The sequence below is a fragment of the Nocardioides campestrisoli genome, from assembly GCF_013624435.2.
In the GTDB taxonomy this organism is placed as follows: Bacteria; Actinomycetota; Actinomycetes; order Propionibacteriales; family Nocardioidaceae; genus Nocardioides; species Nocardioides campestrisoli.
In genome coordinates this window covers 798,062-815,008 of record NZ_CP061768.1, presented here as the reverse complement: position 1 = coordinate 815,008, position 16,947 = coordinate 798,062, and the positions used below count along the sequence as shown (strand labels likewise).

Annotated in this window: 14 protein-coding genes and 1 pseudogene; 3 read left to right on the top strand and 12 right to left on the bottom strand. The window is 70.3% G+C overall.

Features of this window, described 5'->3' with window-relative positions; translation table 11 throughout:
• Positions 1 to 17: 17 nt before the first annotated feature.
• The 12 genes from H8838_RS03940 to H8838_RS03885 all read right to left on the bottom strand — a co-directional run bounded on the left by H8838_RS03940 (position 18) and on the right by H8838_RS03885 (position 14,145).
• On the bottom strand, positions 18 to 791 hold the full coding sequence (locus H8838_RS03940; protein ID WP_185995952.1) for an enoyl-CoA hydratase/isomerase family protein: 774 nt from the start codon (positions 789 to 791) through the stop codon (positions 18 to 20).
• A 15-nt stretch (positions 792 to 806) separates the two neighbouring features.
• Positions 807 to 1,958 (bottom strand): TRAP transporter substrate-binding protein DctP, encoded by a 1,152-nt coding sequence (gene dctP, locus H8838_RS03935; RefSeq protein ID WP_185995951.1) that lies wholly within the window; start codon positions 1,956 to 1,958, stop codon positions 807 to 809.
• 11 nt (positions 1,959 to 1,969) lie between these two features.
• Positions 1,970 to 2,806 (bottom strand): MaoC/PaaZ C-terminal domain-containing protein, encoded by an 837-nt coding sequence (locus H8838_RS03930; protein WP_185995950.1) that lies wholly within the window; start codon positions 2,804 to 2,806, stop codon positions 1,970 to 1,972.
• Positions 2,807 to 2,820: 14 nt separating this feature from the next.
• Complete coding sequence (locus H8838_RS03925; RefSeq protein WP_185995949.1) at positions 2,821 to 4,086, bottom strand: acyl-CoA dehydrogenase family protein; 1,266 nt, start codon at positions 4,084 to 4,086, stop codon at positions 2,821 to 2,823.
• Positions 4,087 to 4,104: 18 nt separating this feature from the next.
• Positions 4,105 to 4,923, bottom strand: a complete 819-nt coding sequence (locus H8838_RS03920; protein WP_185995948.1) for an SDR family NAD(P)-dependent oxidoreductase — start codon at positions 4,921 to 4,923, stop codon at positions 4,105 to 4,107.
• Positions 4,924 to 4,989: 66 nt separating this feature from the next.
• Positions 4,990 to 6,024, bottom strand: a complete 1,035-nt coding sequence (locus tag H8838_RS03915) for a phosphotransferase family protein (RefSeq protein WP_185995947.1) — start codon at positions 6,022 to 6,024, stop codon at positions 4,990 to 4,992.
• Positions 6,021 to 7,103: a CaiB/BaiF CoA transferase family protein gene (locus tag H8838_RS03910; protein WP_185995946.1), complete on the bottom strand. Its 1,083-nt coding sequence runs from the start codon at positions 7,101 to 7,103 to the stop codon at positions 6,021 to 6,023. The genes H8838_RS03915 and H8838_RS03910 overlap by 4 nt, the downstream gene beginning before the upstream one ends.
• 102 nt (positions 7,104 to 7,205) lie before the next feature.
• Complete coding sequence (locus tag H8838_RS03905; RefSeq protein WP_185995945.1) at positions 7,206 to 8,729, bottom strand: sugar ABC transporter ATP-binding protein; 1,524 nt, start codon at positions 8,727 to 8,729, stop codon at positions 7,206 to 7,208.
• Positions 8,726 to 9,826 (bottom strand): SMP-30/gluconolactonase/LRE family protein, encoded by a 1,101-nt coding sequence (locus H8838_RS03900; RefSeq protein WP_185995944.1) that lies wholly within the window; start codon positions 9,824 to 9,826, stop codon positions 8,726 to 8,728. Before H8838_RS03900 ends, H8838_RS03905 begins: the two co-directional genes overlap by 4 nt.
• Positions 9,819 to 11,975: an ABC transporter permease gene (locus H8838_RS03895; RefSeq protein ID WP_185995943.1), complete on the bottom strand. Its 2,157-nt coding sequence runs from the start codon at positions 11,973 to 11,975 to the stop codon at positions 9,819 to 9,821. The genes H8838_RS03900 and H8838_RS03895 overlap by 8 nt, the downstream gene beginning before the upstream one ends.
• 35 nt (positions 11,976 to 12,010) lie before the next feature.
• The gene (locus tag H8838_RS03890; protein ID WP_185995942.1) at positions 12,011 to 13,060 is read right to left on the bottom strand and encodes a sugar ABC transporter substrate-binding protein; all 1,050 of its coding nucleotides are present in this window, start codon (positions 13,058 to 13,060) and stop codon (positions 12,011 to 12,013) included.
• Positions 13,061 to 13,125: 65 nt separating this feature from the next.
• Positions 13,126 to 14,145: an ABC transporter permease gene (locus tag H8838_RS03885; protein ID WP_185995941.1), complete on the bottom strand. Its 1,020-nt coding sequence runs from the start codon at positions 14,143 to 14,145 to the stop codon at positions 13,126 to 13,128.
• A 252-nt stretch (positions 14,146 to 14,397) separates the two neighbouring features.
• Here H8838_RS03885 and H8838_RS03880 point away from each other — a divergent pair, with 252 nt between their 5' ends.
• The 3 genes and pseudogenes from H8838_RS03880 to H8838_RS03870 all read left to right on the top strand — a co-directional run bounded on the left by H8838_RS03880 (position 14,398) and on the right by H8838_RS03870 (position 16,814).
• Positions 14,398 to 15,939, top strand: a complete 1,542-nt coding sequence (locus H8838_RS03880) for an acyl-CoA synthetase (protein WP_185995940.1) — start codon at positions 14,398 to 14,400, stop codon at positions 15,937 to 15,939.
• A 31-nt stretch (positions 15,940 to 15,970) separates the two neighbouring features.
• A pseudogene (locus tag H8838_RS19935) lies at positions 15,971 to 16,228 on the top strand (alpha/beta fold hydrolase); the annotation flags it as partial.
• 28 nt (positions 16,229 to 16,256) lie between these two features.
• Positions 16,257 to 16,814, top strand: coding sequence for an alpha/beta hydrolase (locus H8838_RS03870; protein ID WP_224766559.1), 558 nt, complete (start codon positions 16,257 to 16,259; stop codon positions 16,812 to 16,814).
• The last annotated feature ends 133 nt before the right edge of the window (positions 16,815 to 16,947 follow it).

Genomic DNA, 16,947 nt, shown 5'->3' with positions numbered 1-16,947 from the left:
GGACGGCCAGCAGCCGCTCAGCGGCCGCTGAACACCGCCGGCCGCTTCTCGGAGTACGCCGCGAACGCCTCCCGGCAGTCCTCGCTCGAGAGCAGCGGCAGGTGGCGACCAGCCTCCAGGGCGACGAACTCGCCGAAGCCGAGGGTCTCGGCGTCCACGTGGTTCTGCTTCAGCGCGCGGCGGGCCAGCGGCGCCCACGCGGCGAGCTCCTCTGCGCGTGCGCGGACCCCCGGCACGAGCTCCTCGGGGGCGAACACGGCGTTGGCCAGTCCGAGGTCCGTCGCCCGGGCGGCGTCCACCTTCTGCGGGAAGAACGTGAGCTCCCTCGCGACACGGGAACCCACCAACCGCTGCAGCATCCACGGGATCCCCATGTCGCCGGCGACGCCGACCTGGAGGAACGCCGTGTTGAACTTCGCCGAGGACGACGCGTACAACAGATCGCACGCCAGGGCGATGCCCATGCCGGCCCCGGCGCACGGCCCGTTCACCGCGGCGACGGTGATCGCGGGCATGGTGTGCAGCAGAGCGGGCACGTCGAAGTACGCGAGGTCCGGGTTGTCGGCTGGGCCGTGCTCCACCTGGTGCTCGATGTCGGCACCGGGGCAGAACCAGTCGCCGGCCCCGGTGAGCACCAGGACCGCGAGCGTCTCGTCCTCGGCGACCTCGTGCAGCAGCTCGTGGAGCTCCCGCAACATCTGCGTGGTCATGGCGTTCCGGCGGCCGGGGCGGTTCATCGTGATGGTGCCGACCCCGCCCTCGACCTGCCACTCGATGGTCTCGTGACGCATCCTGGTGTCCCTTCCTCAGCCGGCTGTGCCGGCGCAGATCTCGTGGTTCTCCGGGGTCCCTTCCCCGGTCGCCTCCGCGGACTCCAGCGCCGCGACGTAGCGGTCGAAGTAGGCCTCCGGGTCGTCGACCCCGGACTCGGTGGCGAGCTCGATCCAGTCGTCGCGCTGCTGTGACGCCCCCTCGGCTGCCCAGGCCTCGCCGGCCTCGACGGGCCCGATCTCCTGCAGCTCGCGCCCGGCGTCGGCCAGCAGGCCGCACCCCCGTTCGATGTCGGGCACCACGAACCGCGCCTGGAACGCCCCCGCGATCTCCTCGCTCGCGGCGGTCATCGCCTCCTGCACGTCGGCGGGGAGCGACTCCCAGGTGTCGGTGCTGATCACGTGGGCGAGCGTGGAGTAGACGCCAGTGAAGGCGCCGATGTCGTAGAAGTGGGGCGCGACCTCCTGCAGGCGATAGTCCACCTGGCTCGGGACCGGAAGCACGGACGCGTCGACCACCCCGCGCTCCATGCTCTCGTAGATCTCCTCGGGGGCGATGGCCACGGGCTTGATGCCGAGGGGCACCACCCCAGTGCTCATCGCGCCCCCTGTGCGCGCGGTCAGGCCATCGAGGGCCCCGAGGGAGTCGACCTCCGTGGTGGTGGCGATGACCGGCTTGGAGTCCCCGAACGCGTAGAGCATGCGCACGCCGCGGTCTGCGTACTCTGCCTGGAATGCCTCCTCCTTGGCGTACAGAGCGTTCATCGCGTCGCCGACGGCCTGGGGGTCCCCGCTCTGGAAGGCCACCCCGCCGATGTTGGCCAGCACGATCTCGGGGGTATAGGCGGCGGCGATCATCGAGATGTCGGCCGTCCGCGAACCGGCGCAGTCCAGCGACTCCGCCGACTGGCACAGGGCCCCGTTGTAGGAGGTCTCGAACGTGACTTCCCCGTCGGTGGCCTCGGTGACGGCATCCATCCAGGCCTCGAAGCCCTGGGAGTACGGGTGTTCCTGGGTCACGAAGGAGCTGACCCACAGCAGGGTGCCGCCCTCCTCCCCCTCTCCGGAGCCGCCGCATCCGGCGAGCAGCAGGACGGTCCCGGTAGCAGTCGCCAGCCTCCGGAACGTCCCGCGCGAGGCTGGACGGGGACCGGACTGGGGGCGAGTGAGGGACTTGGGCAGGGACATGGCGGACCTTCCTACGGGCTGGTGAGGACGAGGGACAGGGGCGCGACGGCGGGGCCCTCCCGACCGACCACGTCGACGCGGCCCAACCAGGAGGCGGGGCCGTCGGTCCAGAGCGAGACCCGGATCCGTTCCCCTGGGAGCACGGGTCCGGTGAACCGGGCGGTCATCCGCTCCAGCCGGCCGCCGGTGGACTCCAGGGCGAGGCGGACGGCGGTGCCGACCGTGCTCAGCCCGTGCAGGATCGGGCGCTCGTGGCCGGCCCGGCGGGCCGTCTCCACGTCGGCGTGGAGCGGGTTCGAGTCGCCGCTGAGCCGGTAGACGAGCGCCTGGTTCGCCGACACCTCGTGCTCGAGCACGAGGTCGGGCTCGCCGGTGGGCTCGGGGTCGGGCCGCGGGCTCCCCCGCTCGCCGCCCCACCCGCCCGCGCCCCTGACGAAGGTGGAGTACGTCGCCGTGGCGACGTGGACGCCGTCCACCTCGATCCGCGCCTCGACGTCGAAGAGGGCGGCCGCACCCTTGTCGCGTGCGGCGACGACGCGGCAGCGGGAGACCGCCTCGCCGGCCACCGGCACGGGCGCCCGCAGGACCAGCGACTGCTCGCCATGCAGCACGTCGTCGAGGGTGGAGCCGTCGGGCAGCCCCATCCCCAGCACGTCGGGGAAGGGGAGCACCAGCGGGAAGGTGGGCAGGGCAGCGAAGTCCCGGTGCCCCTCGAAGACGAGGTGCGGCGACTCCTCCCCGGTACCGACGCCGAGGGCGTAGAGGCAGACGTCGCGGGCGTCGTACCGCCGGCAGACGGGTGGGTACTCCCGGCCCACCAGCGGGTGGACCACCGCCGATGTGGACATGCTCCCCCGGCCCTTCACGACCGGTGCCGCAGGTGCGCCTGGAGACCGCTCGGAGCGGGGTCGCACACCGCCGCTAGCTTCTTGAGCTCCGTGCGGGCGACCGCACGTCGGTGCACCTCGTCCGGGCCGTCGGCGATCCGAATGATCCGCGTCTCCACCCACATCCGTGCCAGCGGGAAGTCCTGGCTGAGCCCGCCGCCGCCGTGCGCCTGGATGGCGCGGTCGATCACCCGGGCGGCCATGCTGGGAACCACCACCTTGATTCCGGAGATCTGGCTCGCCGCCTCCTTGTTGCCGACGGTGTCCATGAGGTGCGCGGCGTACTGGGTGTAGAGGCGGGCCTGGTCGATCTCGATCCGCGAGTCGGCGATCCACTCGCGGATGACGCCCTGGTCGACCAGCCGCGAGCCGAAGGCCGTGCGGTTCTCCGCGCGGTGGATCATCAGCTCCAGCGCCCGCTCGGCGGCACCGATCAGCCGCATGCAGTGGTGGATCCTTCCGGGCCCCAGCCTGGCCTGCGACATCGCGAACCCCGCGCCCACGTCGCCGAGCAGATTGGCCGCCGGTACGCGGACGTCCTCGAAGGTCATCTCCACGTGGCTCTCGAAAGGGTTGTAGCCCATGACCGAGAGGTCCCGCTCGATGGTCACCCCCGGGGTGTCGATCGGCACCAGGACCATGGTGTGACGACGGTGCCGGTCGGCGTCCGGGCTGTCGTCGGAGATCCCCATGACGATGAGCAGCCTGCAGCGGTCGCGGTTGGCCCCGGAGATCCACCACTTGCGACCGTTGACGACCCACTCCGCGCCGTCGCGCACGATCGAGGTCTCGATGTTGCTCGCGTCGGAGGAAGCGACTTGCGGCTCGGTCATCACGTAGGAGGAGCGGATCTCGCCGGCCATCAGCGGCGTGAGCCACTGCTCCTTCTGCTCCGGGGTGCCGAACATGGAGAGCAGCTCCATGTTGCCGGTGTCGGGCGCCGCGCAGTTCAGCGCCTCCGGGGCGAGCCCGATGCTGCGCCCGGTGATCTCCGCCAGCGGGGCGTACTCGCTGTTGGTGAGAGGGTAGTGCCCCTCCTCCTTGTGCGGCAGGAAGAAGTTCCACAGACCCCGGCGGCGCGCCTCGGCCTTCAACTCCTCCAGCACCGGGGGCTGCGGGCGGGACTCGCCCCCTTCGGCGACCTGCTGCTCAAATGCCGCCTCGGCGGGGTAGACGTGCTCCTCCATGAAGCAGGTCAGCTCGGATGCGAGCTTCTGGGAGCGTGCGGTGTTCTCGAACATGTGTGTCGGTCTCCCGTCTCAGATGTGCCGGATGGTCAGGCCGCCGTCGACCGGGATGACCACGCCGTTGACGTAGCTCGACGCGGGCAGGCAGAGGTTGAGCGTCATCTGCGCCACCTCCTCGGGGATCCCGTAGCGCCGCACCGGCACCCGCCGGCGGGCGTAGACCTCCTTCTTCTCGTCTGGGAACCGCTCGGTCATGGCCGTCCGGATCGGACCGGGGCAGATGCAGTTCACCGTGACGTCGCGGGAGCCGAGCTCGACCGCGAGGCTCTTGGTGAGGCCGGTGACCCCGGCCTTGCTCGCCGAGTAGCTCATCAGGCCCGCCATGCTCATGATCGCCTCGGTGGAGGCGATGTTGACGATCCGCCCGCCCCCGGCCGCCAGCAGGTACGGCAGCGCATACCGCACAAGGCGTGCCTGGGAAGTCACGTTGACGTCCATGGTGTGCGCCCAGACCGCCTCGAACTCGTCCTCTTCCTGGAAGGAGTCGTTCGGGACCGAGATGCCGGCGTTGTTGACGAGGATGTCGATACCGCCCGCCCACTCGACGGTGCGCTCGACGAGGTTCACCAGCTGCGCGCGCTCTGCGACGTCGCAGACGACCCCGAGCGCGGCCTTCTCGCCGTGGACCTCGTTGATCTCCCCGACCACGGCGGCGACCCGGTCCTCGCCGAGGTCGGCGACGACCACGCGTGCGCCCTCGTCGGCGAAGAGGTGGGCGGTCGCCCGTCCCATGCCGCTGGCCGCGCCGGTCACGATGGCGCGACGGTCCTCGACCGAGCGGGACAAGGTGCTGATGCGTCGGGACGTGCCCCGACCGCTGGTGTTCTCCATGGCAGATCCTTCTTCAGTGTGGGGACGGGCAGGAGCCCGCCTGAGTGCGCAGGGGTTGCAGGGCGGTCAGGACAGGAGTCGGAGGCCCGCCCGGAACAGGGCGGGGGCCGCGGGACCCGTGAGCTCGTTGCTCTCGTCGACGCGTCGGCCGCTCCGGTGCAGGTACAGGTTGAAGCCGGTGATCGCGCCGTACCGGTAGCAGGCGAGCGCCTGGTAGTAGTCGAAGTGCTCCAGCGGCTGCCCGCTGTCCTCCTCGTACCAACGGCGGATCCGGTCGGGCTCCTCGCGGACGAGCGCGACCGCGGACCGCTCCTCGTGCCAGCAGGCGGGGTCGACCATCATCGCCAGCCAGCCGACGTCGAGGCCCACGGGCCCGAGCCCCGCGATCTCCCAGTCGATGACTGCCACGAGCCGGCCGTCCGCCTCGTCGTAGAGGATGTTGTGGGTCTGGTAGTCGCCGTGGAAGAGGCCGGTGCGATGACCGCCGGGGTCGGCCTCGAGAAGCCGGTCGGCGAGGCGCTCGCCCAGTTCGGTCCACGCGGGATCCGGGTGGCGAGGCAGGAACCGCCGCCAGAAGGCCACTTGGTCGGCGACCGACTGGATCTCGTCCCAGTCCGACAGGCCGGCGCGCCAGTCGAGCGCGTGCAGCTCGGCGAGGGCCGAGACCGCCTGCCGCAGGTAGGGGGTCGTGTCCCCGTCCGCGGGCAGGGCGCCCGACGTGGGGTCGTGCATCGGCAGGTGCTTGGCCCGCAGCCGCTCCTGGACGATGGCGTCCGTCCCGAACCACCGGGGATCGTCCGTCGACCACAGCAGCGGCGCGACGGGGATCCCCCCCGCCTGCAGGGTCCGGAGCAGCGGGACCTGCCGCAGCACGTCGGTGTTCCCCTGCCGCCGGACGCCCGGGGGCGCCAGCCGGACCACCAGACTCGTCAGCACGCTCCCCCCGGCGTCGAGCACGTCGCACCCGAAGCTGAGCCCGGCGTTGCCGGGCATGGGCCCCACGTCGGTCACCTCGGCCGCGCCGGGGACGTGCGCCGTGGCCCAGGTCCGCAGCCGCCCGGCCATCTCGCCCGCGGTGGGTGCGCTCGTGAGGGTGCTCACCGCGACCACGCATCCGCGACGGCGGCAAGCTCCTGGACTCCTCCGTCGGGGGTCGGCGTGGCGCCGGCGGCGGACAGGCGGGGAGCGGTGGCCGCGACCACGGACCCGTCCCGGCGCACGAGCGAGCCGCGCGCGGCGACGTGAGGGTGGTCCGGGGCCTCCTCGAAGGTGAGGACCGGCGACACACAGGCGTCGGTGCCCTCGAACACCTTCGTCCAGTACTCCCGCGGGTGGCGCTCGAACACCTCGGCGAACACCTCGGCGACCTCCTCCCACCGGCTCTGGTCGTTCTGGTCGGGCAGCCCCGCGGGGTCGAGCTCCAGGCCCTCGAGCAGCAGTGCGTAGAACTGCGGCTCGATAGCGCCCACGGCCATGAACCGGCCGTCGCTGCACCGGTAGGTCCGGTAGAAGGGCGCCGCGCCGTCCAGCAGGTTGCTCTGGCGCTCGTCGGTCCACATACCGATGCGTCGCAGCTCGAGCAGCGACTGGACCAGGACGCCGGCACCGTCCACCATAGCGGCGTCCACCACCTGGCCACGGCCGGTCCGCTCGCGCTCGAACAGAGCCGCCAGCACACCGACGACGAGGAACATCGAGCCGCCGCCGAAGTCACCCACCAGGTTGGCGGGCGGCACGGGGTGGTCCGCCGGGCCGATCGCGTGCAGCGCACCCGTCAGGGAGATGTAGTTGATGTCGTGACCCGCGGCCTCCGCCAGGGGGCCCTCCTGGCCCCACCCCGTCATCCGGGCGAAGACGAGGCGCGGGTTCCGCGCCAGGCTCTCCTCGGGTCCGACCCCCAGGCGCTCCATCACGCCGGGACGGAAGCCCTCCACCACCACGTCAGCCGAGTCGAGGAGCTGACGGACCCCCTCGAGCGCGTCCGGGTCCTTGAGGTCTGCGAGCACCGTCGTACGGCCGCGCAGCGTGTGGGTCGTCATCGTGTACTCGGCCTCGGGGGCGGTGGGCCGCACCACGCGGACCACCTCGGCGCCCAGGTCGCTGAGCATCATCGAGGCGTGCGGCCCGGGACCGATCCCTGCCATCTCGACGATCCGGATGCCGGCCAGTGGCTTGCTCATTGCGGGATTGCTCCTTGGATGGGGTAGGGGTCCGTCGACCGTGGGTGGTCGACGTGGGTGGTCGCGATGCGGACGATCGCGATGCGGGTGGTCGACGGGGGGTCAGTGCACGGCGGCGAACATGATCCGCTCCTCGGTCACCGTCTCCGGCGCGAACTCGGCAGCGATGCTGCCCTGCCGGGCGACCAGCACCCGGTCCGAGAGCGCCAGGATCTCCGGCAGGTAGGAGGACAGCAGGATGACCGCGGCCCCAGAGTCGGCGAACTCCCGGATGATCTGGTGGATCTCCTCGATGGCGCCGACGTCGACCCCTCGGGTGGGTTCGTCGAAGATCACGACCTGCGGTGCGCGGGTCAGGGCCTTGGCCAGAACAACCTTCTGCTGGTTGCCGCCGGAGAGCTCGATCACCTTGGCCTTGCCCGAGACCGAGCGGATCGCGAAGCGCTCCACGAACTTCTTTGCGACCGACCGGCGGTCGGCCGGACGGGCCCACAGCGGCATCCGCTTCGCCGTGGCGAGGTGGCCCAGGAAGATGTTCTGCTCGACCGACATCGTCTCGAAGAACCCGTTCACCTTGCGGTCCTCAGTGATGTAGACGACGCCGTCCTTGGCGGCCTGCCGGGGGACGCTGTAGCGGACCGGACGGCCGTTGAGGTAGATCCTGCCGCCGTTGATCCGGCTGCGCTTGGCCGCCCCGGCGATGATTCTCGCGGTCTCGGTACGCCCTGCGCCCACGAGGCCGGCGATGCCGAGAACCTCCCCGCTGTAGGCGGAGAACGACATGTTCTTCACCACGGCGCCCATGTTGAGGTTCTCCACCGAGAGCACCTTGCGACGCTCGGCTGCCTGGCGGACGCCGCCGCGGCGCACCGTGTACTCCACGCTGCGGCCCACCATCGCCGCGACGATCTCCCGGCGGGTCGTGTCCTTCGCGGAGACGGTCTTCTGGAGCTGGCCGTCGCGCAGGACGGTGATCCGGTCGGCGATCTGCAGCGACTCCTCGATGGCGTGCGAGACGTAGACGATGCCGATGCCGCGCTCCCGGAGCCGCTCGATCGCGCCGAAGAGCTGCTCCTTCTCCTCCGGTGTCAGGGTCGCCGTCGGCTCGTCGAAGATGACCAAGCGGGCCTCCTTGCGGAGTGAGCGCACGATCTCGACCATCTGCCGGTGCGCCCCTCCCAGGGAGGAGACCGTCTTGGTGACCGGGACATGGAAGTTGAGGGACTGCAGGTGCTGGCGCGCCGAGATGTTGATGCGGCGCATCCGGGCCACCAGCGGCTCGTCGCCCAGCTCGAGGTTCTGCGCCACCGACATAGTGGGGATCAACGAGGTCTCCTGGTAGACCATGCTGATCCCGGCGGCGAGCGCCTCGCTCGGGTGGGTGAACCGGACGGTCTCCCCCGCCAGCTGCATCTCGCCGGAGTCGGGCACCGCGGCGCCCGAGATGATCTTGCAGAGAGTGGACTTGCCTGCCCCGTTCTCCCCGAGGAGCGCGTGGACCTCACCCGGCCGGACGTCGAAGTCGACGGCATCCACGGCGATGTTCCCGGCGTAGGTCTTGGTGATGCCGGTCATCCGGAGGACCGGCTCCGCCGCCACCGGGGACTCCTGCTGGGCTGCACTCATGACTCTCCTCCTTCGGCGCTGGTGACGAGCACGGCCTCCGCGCCCGCACAGGCGACCGCGAGGACACCGGAGGCCTCGCTGGCGGCGGTGGTGCCGTGCCGCCAGCCCCCGGGCCGGGAGTGCATGCTCCGGACGAAGTCGCCGTCCCACCCGAGCTCGGCCACGAGCCCGTAGGACCGCGGTGGCGACCAGGGCTTCACCTCGCCCAGGTGCTTCACCCCGCCGACCTGGAGCGGCTCGCGGACGGAGCCGGTCCGGCGCAGGGCCGGGAGCAGCCACTCGTCGACGGGCACCTGCTGGATCATCCTTCGGCGGTAGTCGTCCTCATGGAGCACGAACTCCACGAGGTGCGTCCGGACGCCGAAGAACGCGACCCACAACCCCGCGGCCGACGGGTGCACGCGGGCCGGGTAGGCGGGCAGCCGTTCCGCGAGGGGCCGACGTGCCCCGCTGCCCGTGTCCAGGGTCGAGATCCGGTGGGCGAAGGACTCGGTGACGACCACCGTGCCGGGCTCCCGGCCGTCGCAGAGCCCCCATGGCCACACCAGGCCCTCGGCGACCGTGCGCAGGGAGCCGTCCTCGCGGACGTGCAGGATCCGGCCCTCCGCGTCACCCTCGTACAGGGCGTACGGCCATTCGGACCACTCCCGGCGCCGGGAGACCTCAGAGACGAAGACCTCGCCCGCGCTCACTGCCACCGCGGAGAGCACTCCGACGCCGGCCCGCGCCTGAGCGTCCAGCACCTCGTGCACCGCGCCGCCGCGGTCCACTGCCACGAGCCCCGCTCGGTCCACGCAGACCAGCAACGACCCGTCCCCGCGCAGGGTCATGCCGCGCGCGTCCCCCGGGAGGTCGGCCACCTTCCTCGCGGGTCCGTCGCCGTCCAGCCGCCAGAGCGCGGCACCGGCGGTTGCTAGGACGGAACCGTCCGCGTCCACCAGGACGTCCTCCGGACGCAGGTCCCCCGCGTCGCTGAGGATCCCGAGGGCGTCGAGCTCGTCGTTCGGGGTGAGCCCGCCGTCCATGCTCGGTACGCCGCGGACGGGACCACGGTCCGGCACGAGGAACTCCGTGAGGAGCGCGAGAGCCCTATGCATGCGACACACCTCCACTGGTGGTGAGGCCGGCCGTGGCCCGGGTGCTGGTCGACGAGGTCGCGCCCTCCCGCTTGGGTAGCGCGACCCGGCCCACACGGTTGTTGGTCAGCCCTCCGAGGAAGAGGTGCCCGTCGTGCTCGCGCATCGAGGTGATGAGCGAGTGGTGCTCGAGGGTCTCGTCCCACAGGCTCTCCAGCACCTCGCCCTCCTCGGTCACCTTGAACACGCACGAGGTGTTCATGTTGTGGATGATCCACTCGTCGAGAGGGAGCTCCTTGAGCATCCGCCGCCGGAAGCCGGCGTCCTCGACGGCCAGGTCGAAGGTCGGCGTACGCATCGAGGCGAAAGCGACCCAGTAGGTGCCGTCGCTGGCTCGGTTGGTGTTGTCCGGGTAGCCCGGCAGATCCTCCAGGAAGGGCTCGAGCTGCCCCTTCTTCGGCCCGTCGATCCACAGCCGGTCGATCCGCGCCAGCACCGACGAGTTGATGAGGACGGACTGCCCGTCGTGGCTCACGCAGATGCCGTTGGGGAAGGCGTAGTTCTTGACCACGGTCGTGGTCTCGCCGGTCTCGGGGTCGTAACACAGGACCCGCCCGTTCGGCCGTGCCTCCATCGTCTCGTACATGTGCTCCACGCCGTCGAAGCGCGTGCTCGCGTCACTGAAGTAGATCTTCCCGTCCGGCGCGATGTCGAGGTCGTCGGCGAGACGCACGGCCGAGTCGTCCCGGATGCGGTGCCAGGAGCGCTTCGTGCGCGTGGTGAGCGCCGTCGCCTGGCCCTGGGGGTCGATCGCGTAGAGGCCCATCCCGCCCACGCAGACGACGAGGTTGTCGTCCTTGTCGATCGCAAGCCCCAGCGGCAGGCCACCGACCCGGCAGAAGATCTTGCCCTCGGTGTAGTCAGGTCCCTCGAAACGCCAGATGTAGCCCCGCCGGTCGCCGCAGTAGAGGTGGCCGTTGCGGTCGACGATCACGTCCTCAGGCCCGTCAAGCTGCCCGAGTCCGATGGGCTGGGCGTCCGTGAGCCGGCGGTTGGGGTTCCACACGCTACCTGGCTCGTAGATGTTCGCGAGCGCCGGCAACCGCACCTCGCCGGGCACCACGAAGATCTTCTGGATGGCTTTGTCGCGGTTCTTGGCGTACTTGATGTCGAGCGTGGCGAACGCCAGCAGCACTACGGCGAGGACCACCTGGTAGAGGTTGTTGTCGTACCCCATCAGCAGCATGCCCTGGTAGAGGCCGCTCGTGACGAGCGCACCGAGGAGTGCGCGAGCAGCGGTCCCCTTGCCACCGCCGAGACTGACTCCGCCGATGATGATCGCGGTGAGCGCGATGAGCTCGTAGCCCTGCCCGGTCGTCTGGGAGGTCTGACCCAGCCGGGCAGCCACCAGGACCCCGGAGAGGCCCGCGAGGGAGCCGGAAATCACGTAGGTGGTGAAGCTGAGCCGGTTGAGCCGCATGCCCGCGCGGCGCGCCGAGGTGCGGGAGGCTCCCAGCGCCGTGACCTGCCAGCCGAAGCGGGTGCGGGTGATGACGAACTGGAAGAGCACCACCATCAGCAGCATCACCCAGAAGCCGACCGGCAGGCCGGCGATGCTGCCGCGTGCCAGGAACGTCCAGACGACGTCCTCACGGAACAGCACGCTGACGCGCGGGCTGTACTCCTGGTCCAGGTAGATCGCCACCGTCCGGAATGTCAGCAGCGTCACGAGGGTGGTGATGAACGGCCGGGTCTTGAAGATGCTGATGATCGCGCCGTTGATCGAGCCGCACAGGGCTCCGACCCCGATGGCGATCACGAACACCGCGAGGACCGGCAGCTCATACAGCTTGAAGCAGATCACTGCCACGGCGTTGCTGACCGCGAAGATCGACCCGACGCTCAGATCGATGCCGCCGCCCAGCACGACGACGGTCATGGCGAGCGCCAGCAGCCCCATCTCCGCAAGGATCTGCGTGGTGGTGACGGTGTTGGCCGCGTTGTAGAGCTCCGGAACCGTGAGGGCGAAGTAGATGACGACCGCCACCAGCAGCGCCACCGGCGCGATGGCGTCCATCCAGCGCTTCTCCATGAGGTCGGCCAGCATCCGCTGCGCCGAGAACCGGTGGACAGGTGACCGGCCGGACAGGCCGTAGGCGTCGACAGTCACTGTGTTCTCCTCCCGTGTGTGTCGTGGGCGGGGGGTCAGGAGACGTTTCCGTCGTAGCAGGCGCTGCGGTCGCGCTTGTAGGTGTCCTTGTCGATCACGTTCCAGCGCGTGTAGACCGCCGTCCGACTCGACCCGGCGGGGCGGCCGCTCTGCAGCAGGTACTGGACGAGGGAGACGATGGAGTCGCCCATCGTGGCGACGCCGTAGTTGAGGGCCGCGGTCATGCTGCCGTTCTCGAGGGCCTCGCAGGCCACCACGCTGGCGTCGCTGGTGTAGACCCCGATCTCCCCGGCCTTGCCGGCCTGCTCGACCGCGTTGGCCGAGCCGATCATCATCGAGTCCCAGGCGCCGATGAACCCGCACAGGTCCGGGTGCTGCTTGAGCACCACCTTGGTGATGTCACCGGCCTTGGTCGGGTCGTACTGGCCCGCCTGCTCAGAGACGACCTCCATGCCGGACTCGTCGAAGACCTTCTGCCAGGCGGCGACCGCCTGGACGGAGAGCCCGTCCGAGCCCCACCCGGTGATGACGGCGACCTTGTTCCGGCCCTTCTTGTCGCAGTCCGAGGCCATCCGCTCCGCCAGCGCCGCCTGGGCCTTGACGAAGTCACCACCCACGAAGGCGTCGGACTGCGCCACAGACGCCAGGTTGATGAGGATGACGTAGACGCCGTCGGCCTGTGCCTGCTGGATCAGGGAGGAGGCGTTGGAGAGGTCCTGGTTGTGCAGGATGAGCACGTCAGGGTCCTGGTTGAGGAGCGTCTGCGCGTTGGTGACCAGCTTCTGCGGGTCGGCCGCCGCCTCGTTCATCTCGAATTCGATGCCGAGCTGAGGGAACGTCTTCTTGAAGGTGTTCGCCCACTGCTCCTGCAGGGGGAACCCGGCCGCACCGGCGGCGTACACCACCTTCTTGCCCTTGACCATGTCGCCCGCGAGCTTGCTGATCTCGGCGGGCTCACCCACCTGCGGCAGGCCGCCGGACCCTTCGGAGTTGCCGCCCCCCGACGACGAGGACGAGTCGGCACCGCTGCTGCAGGCGGTGAGGAACAGTGCGGCAGTGGCTGCCAGCGCGGCGAACTTCTTCATGGGGTTCCTCCAAGGGTGCTGATGGGCAGGGAAGGTCAGGGGGTGGCGAGGTCCTCGGCGCGGCGCTAGAGCTCGCCGACGCGCGCGGTCTCCTCGTCGGTCGGGTGCAGAAGCCGGTCCAGGACGAGCGCGGCCAGCACGATCAGGGACTTGAAGAGCGCCTGCTGGATGGTGTCGAAGTTCATGAGGGTCATCGCGTTGAGCAGCACGCCCAGGAAGCACGTGGCCGCGACGACCCCGGCGATGCTCCCGCGCCCACCGGCCAGGCTGACCCCGGCGATCACCACGATGGCGAGCACGTCGTAGAGCTGGCCGCCCGCCGCAAGGGCGCGGGAGTCGAACGACCCCGCCGCGCCGACGATCACGATGCCGGCGACGAACGCCGAGGCGGCCGAGACGACGTACGTGAGCACGACCAGCGGCCTGGTCGGCATGCCGGAGAGCGCCGCCGCGTCCGGGTTGTCGCCGCGGGCGTAGATCATCTGGCCGGCGGCCGTGCGGGTGGCACAGAACCAGAAGACCACCGCCAGCCCCAGCCAGACGAAGGTGGAGACGGGAATGCCCAGCCAGGCGTCGTTCCCGATCGCGTTCATGATCTTCGCCTCCCCAGGGACGGCGAAGGCGATCGCGCCATCGAAGAAGAAGAAGCGGGCGGCGCCCAGGTACGCGAGGCCGGTGGCGAGGGTGACGAAGAGGGCGGGCAGCTCGACGTAGGCGATCATCACGCCGTTGAAAAGGCCCAGCACGACCGCCACGATCAGGGCCCGGAGGAGCGCGGCCGGCTCGCTCGCGCCGTTGGTCATGGCCAGGACGGCGGCCTGGGCGGTCACCGCGTAGATCGTCACCACCGACAGGTCGAGGCCACGCCCGATGACGACCACCGCTTGACCCAGCGCGAGGATGCCGAGGCCAGCCGCCGCCTGCAGCACGTTGACCGCGTTGCCGCGGGTCGCGAAGCCGGAGATCGACGCGGCGAAGACCGCGACCAGCACGATGGTCAGGACGCCGACGACCATGCCTTGGTCGAGAGACTTCAACCGGTCGACGGCGGATGAGGGACGCGCTTCCGTCTGCAGGGTCGTCATGCCATCCCCTCTCATTATTGAGCGCTCGCTAAACCGGGACGCTAGTGGCGCACATCACACTTGTCAACGATGCTTTTTACGAACGCTCACTCAGTCGAACCGCGCCACCCGGGACCGCCGCGCACCCCGCCCAGGCGGGAACCCGAAGGGGCGAACACCCTTGACGCGCACGCGACCATGCCGGAGACTCGCCAAACGTACGTTCGTTTTACCTGAACGATCCACTCCCCGCCCGCCCGATCAGGAGCAGCCGTGTACCCAGGCACCCACGCCGCGACCCACCCGGACAAGATCGCCGTCACCCTGGCGGACGGCGGCGAGGCGCTCACCTACGCCGAGCTCGAGGACCGGTCCCGACGGCTCGCGCGCGCCCTCCAGGAGCGCGGCGTGCAACGGGGGGACTGCATCGCTCTGCTCTCGGAGAACTCCACCCGGTACTTCGAGGTCTACTGGGCCGCCATGCGCAGCGGCTTCTACTTCACCGCCCTCAACACGCACCTGGGCGTGGCCGAGCATGAGCACATCATCGAGGACAGCGGCGTGAAGGCGCTGCTCGTCTCCGGCCAGTACGCCGAGATGGGCGCGACGCTCGCGAAGCACACCGACGTGCCCGTGCGGATCTCCGTCGGCGCACAGCTCGACGGCTTCGAGGACCTCGACGCCGTCCAGGCCGCCACCTCCGACGCCCCGCTCGAGAACCAGCCCGCCGGGCAGGACATGCTCTACTCCTCCGGCACCACCGGGAAGCCGAAGGGCATCCGGACGCCGCTACCGGACCGGCAGGTGGACGAGCCCGGCAACCCGCTGATCGTCACCTTCGCGCCGCGCTACGGGTTCTCGGAGGAGACCGTCTACCTCTCCCCCGCCCCGCTCTACCACGCCGCCCCGCTGCGCTTCTGCGCGATGATCCAGTCGCTCGGCGGGACCGTCGTGGTGCTGCCGAAGTTCGACGCGGAGGGCGCGCTGCGGGCCATCGAGGAGCACCGCGCCACGCACAGCCAGTGGGTGCCGACGATGTTCGTGCGGATGCTCAAGCTGCCCGCCGAGGTGCGCGAGAAGTACGACGTCTCGAGCATGCGCGTCGCCGTGCACGCGGCCGCCCCATGCCCGATCGAGGTCAAGCAGCAGATGATCGACTGGTGGGGTCCGGTGCTGGAGGAGTACTACGCGGCCACCGAGGTGCACGGCATCACCCTGATCGACTCCCACGAGTGGGTTCAGCGCCCCGGCACCGTGGGCAAGGCGGCGCTGGGCGTCCTCCGAGTCTGCGACCCCGACGCCGAGGGCCAGCCCGAGGTCCCCACCGGCGTCGACGGGCTCGTCTACTTCGAGCGCGATGCCATGCCGTTCGAGTACCACAACGACCCGGTGAAGACCCGGGAGGCCCAGCACCCGCTCCACCCGACCTGGACCACGACGGGCGACGTCGGCCACGTCGACGAGGACGGCTACCTCTACCTCACGGACCGACGCTCGTTCATGATCATCTCGGGCGGGGCGAACATCTACCCGCAGGAGGCCGAGAACGTCCTCACGATGCACCCGGCCGTGCAGGACGTCGCCGTCATCGGCGTGCCGGACCCGGAGATGGGCGAGCGGGTCAAGGCCGTGGTCCAACCGGCTCCCGGCGTCGTGGGCTCCCCCGAGCTCGAGCGCGAGCTGATCGACTACGTCCGGGAGCGGATCGCGCACTACAAGGCTCCGCGGTCCGTCGACTTCCTCTCCGAGCTCCCGCGAACACCCACCGGCAAGCTCATCAAGGGGACGCTGAAGAAGCAGTACGCGCAGGGCTGAGAGGTCACGCGATGAGACCCGTCCCCGGAGGGTGAGCGTGACTCGCACCCACGACTGGTTCGTCCGTGCTCTGGCGCACGAGGCGACCGTCGACACGCTCGACGTCGACGGCGTCGAGATCAGCTGCCGCACGTGGGGCGAGCACGGACTGCCCGGGCTGGTCCTGGTACACGGCGGCGCCGCGCATGCGCACTGGTGGGACCACGTGGCGCCGCTGCTGGCGACGACCCACCGCGTCGTGGCCCCGGACCTCAGCGGGCACGGGGACAGCGGCCACCGCGAGGACTACTCGCTTGCAGAGGTGGGCGGACGAGGTCATGACAGTCGCCAGGCGGGGGTTCGAGGCCCCTCCGACGGTGGTCGGGCACAGCATGGTGACGCTGGCTGCGGCGCTGCGGCACGGTGCGGAGCTCGCGGGAGCAGTCGTGGTGGACACGCCGGTGAGCGAGGCGACGCCTGAGGCGGCGGCCGCCCGGGCCAAGGCGGCGTTCGGCCCGCGCCGGGTGCACGCCGACCGCGCGGAGCTGCTCTCCCGGTTCCGGGTGGTCCCGGACCAGGAGACCGAGCGCTACGTCTTCGACCACGTCGCGGAGCACTCGATCCGTGCCGTCGCCGGCGGATGGGCCTGGAAGTTCGACCCCGCGATCTTCTCCTACGACCCGCTGCGGCCGGATGCACTGACGACGCCCTCCTGCCCGGTGGCCGTGCTGCGCCCGGAGAACGGGCTGGTGGACCCCGACATGGGCGCGATGTTCTCGAGGAGGCTGGGGCACGAGGCTCGGGTCATCGACGTGCCGGCCGCGGCGTACCACGTCATGCTCGATCAGCCCATCGCCCTCGTGATGGGCCTGCGCGCCCTGCTCGCGACGCAGTAGGCCCCGCTCAGGCCTCCATGACCGCACCAGGAGGTTGCTCGCGATCGGCCAACCGCATGCGTAGGCGGACTGGATGGGGTTGTGGTATTCGCTGACGGGGATCTCCAGCACGATGTCGTACTCCGAGAATCCG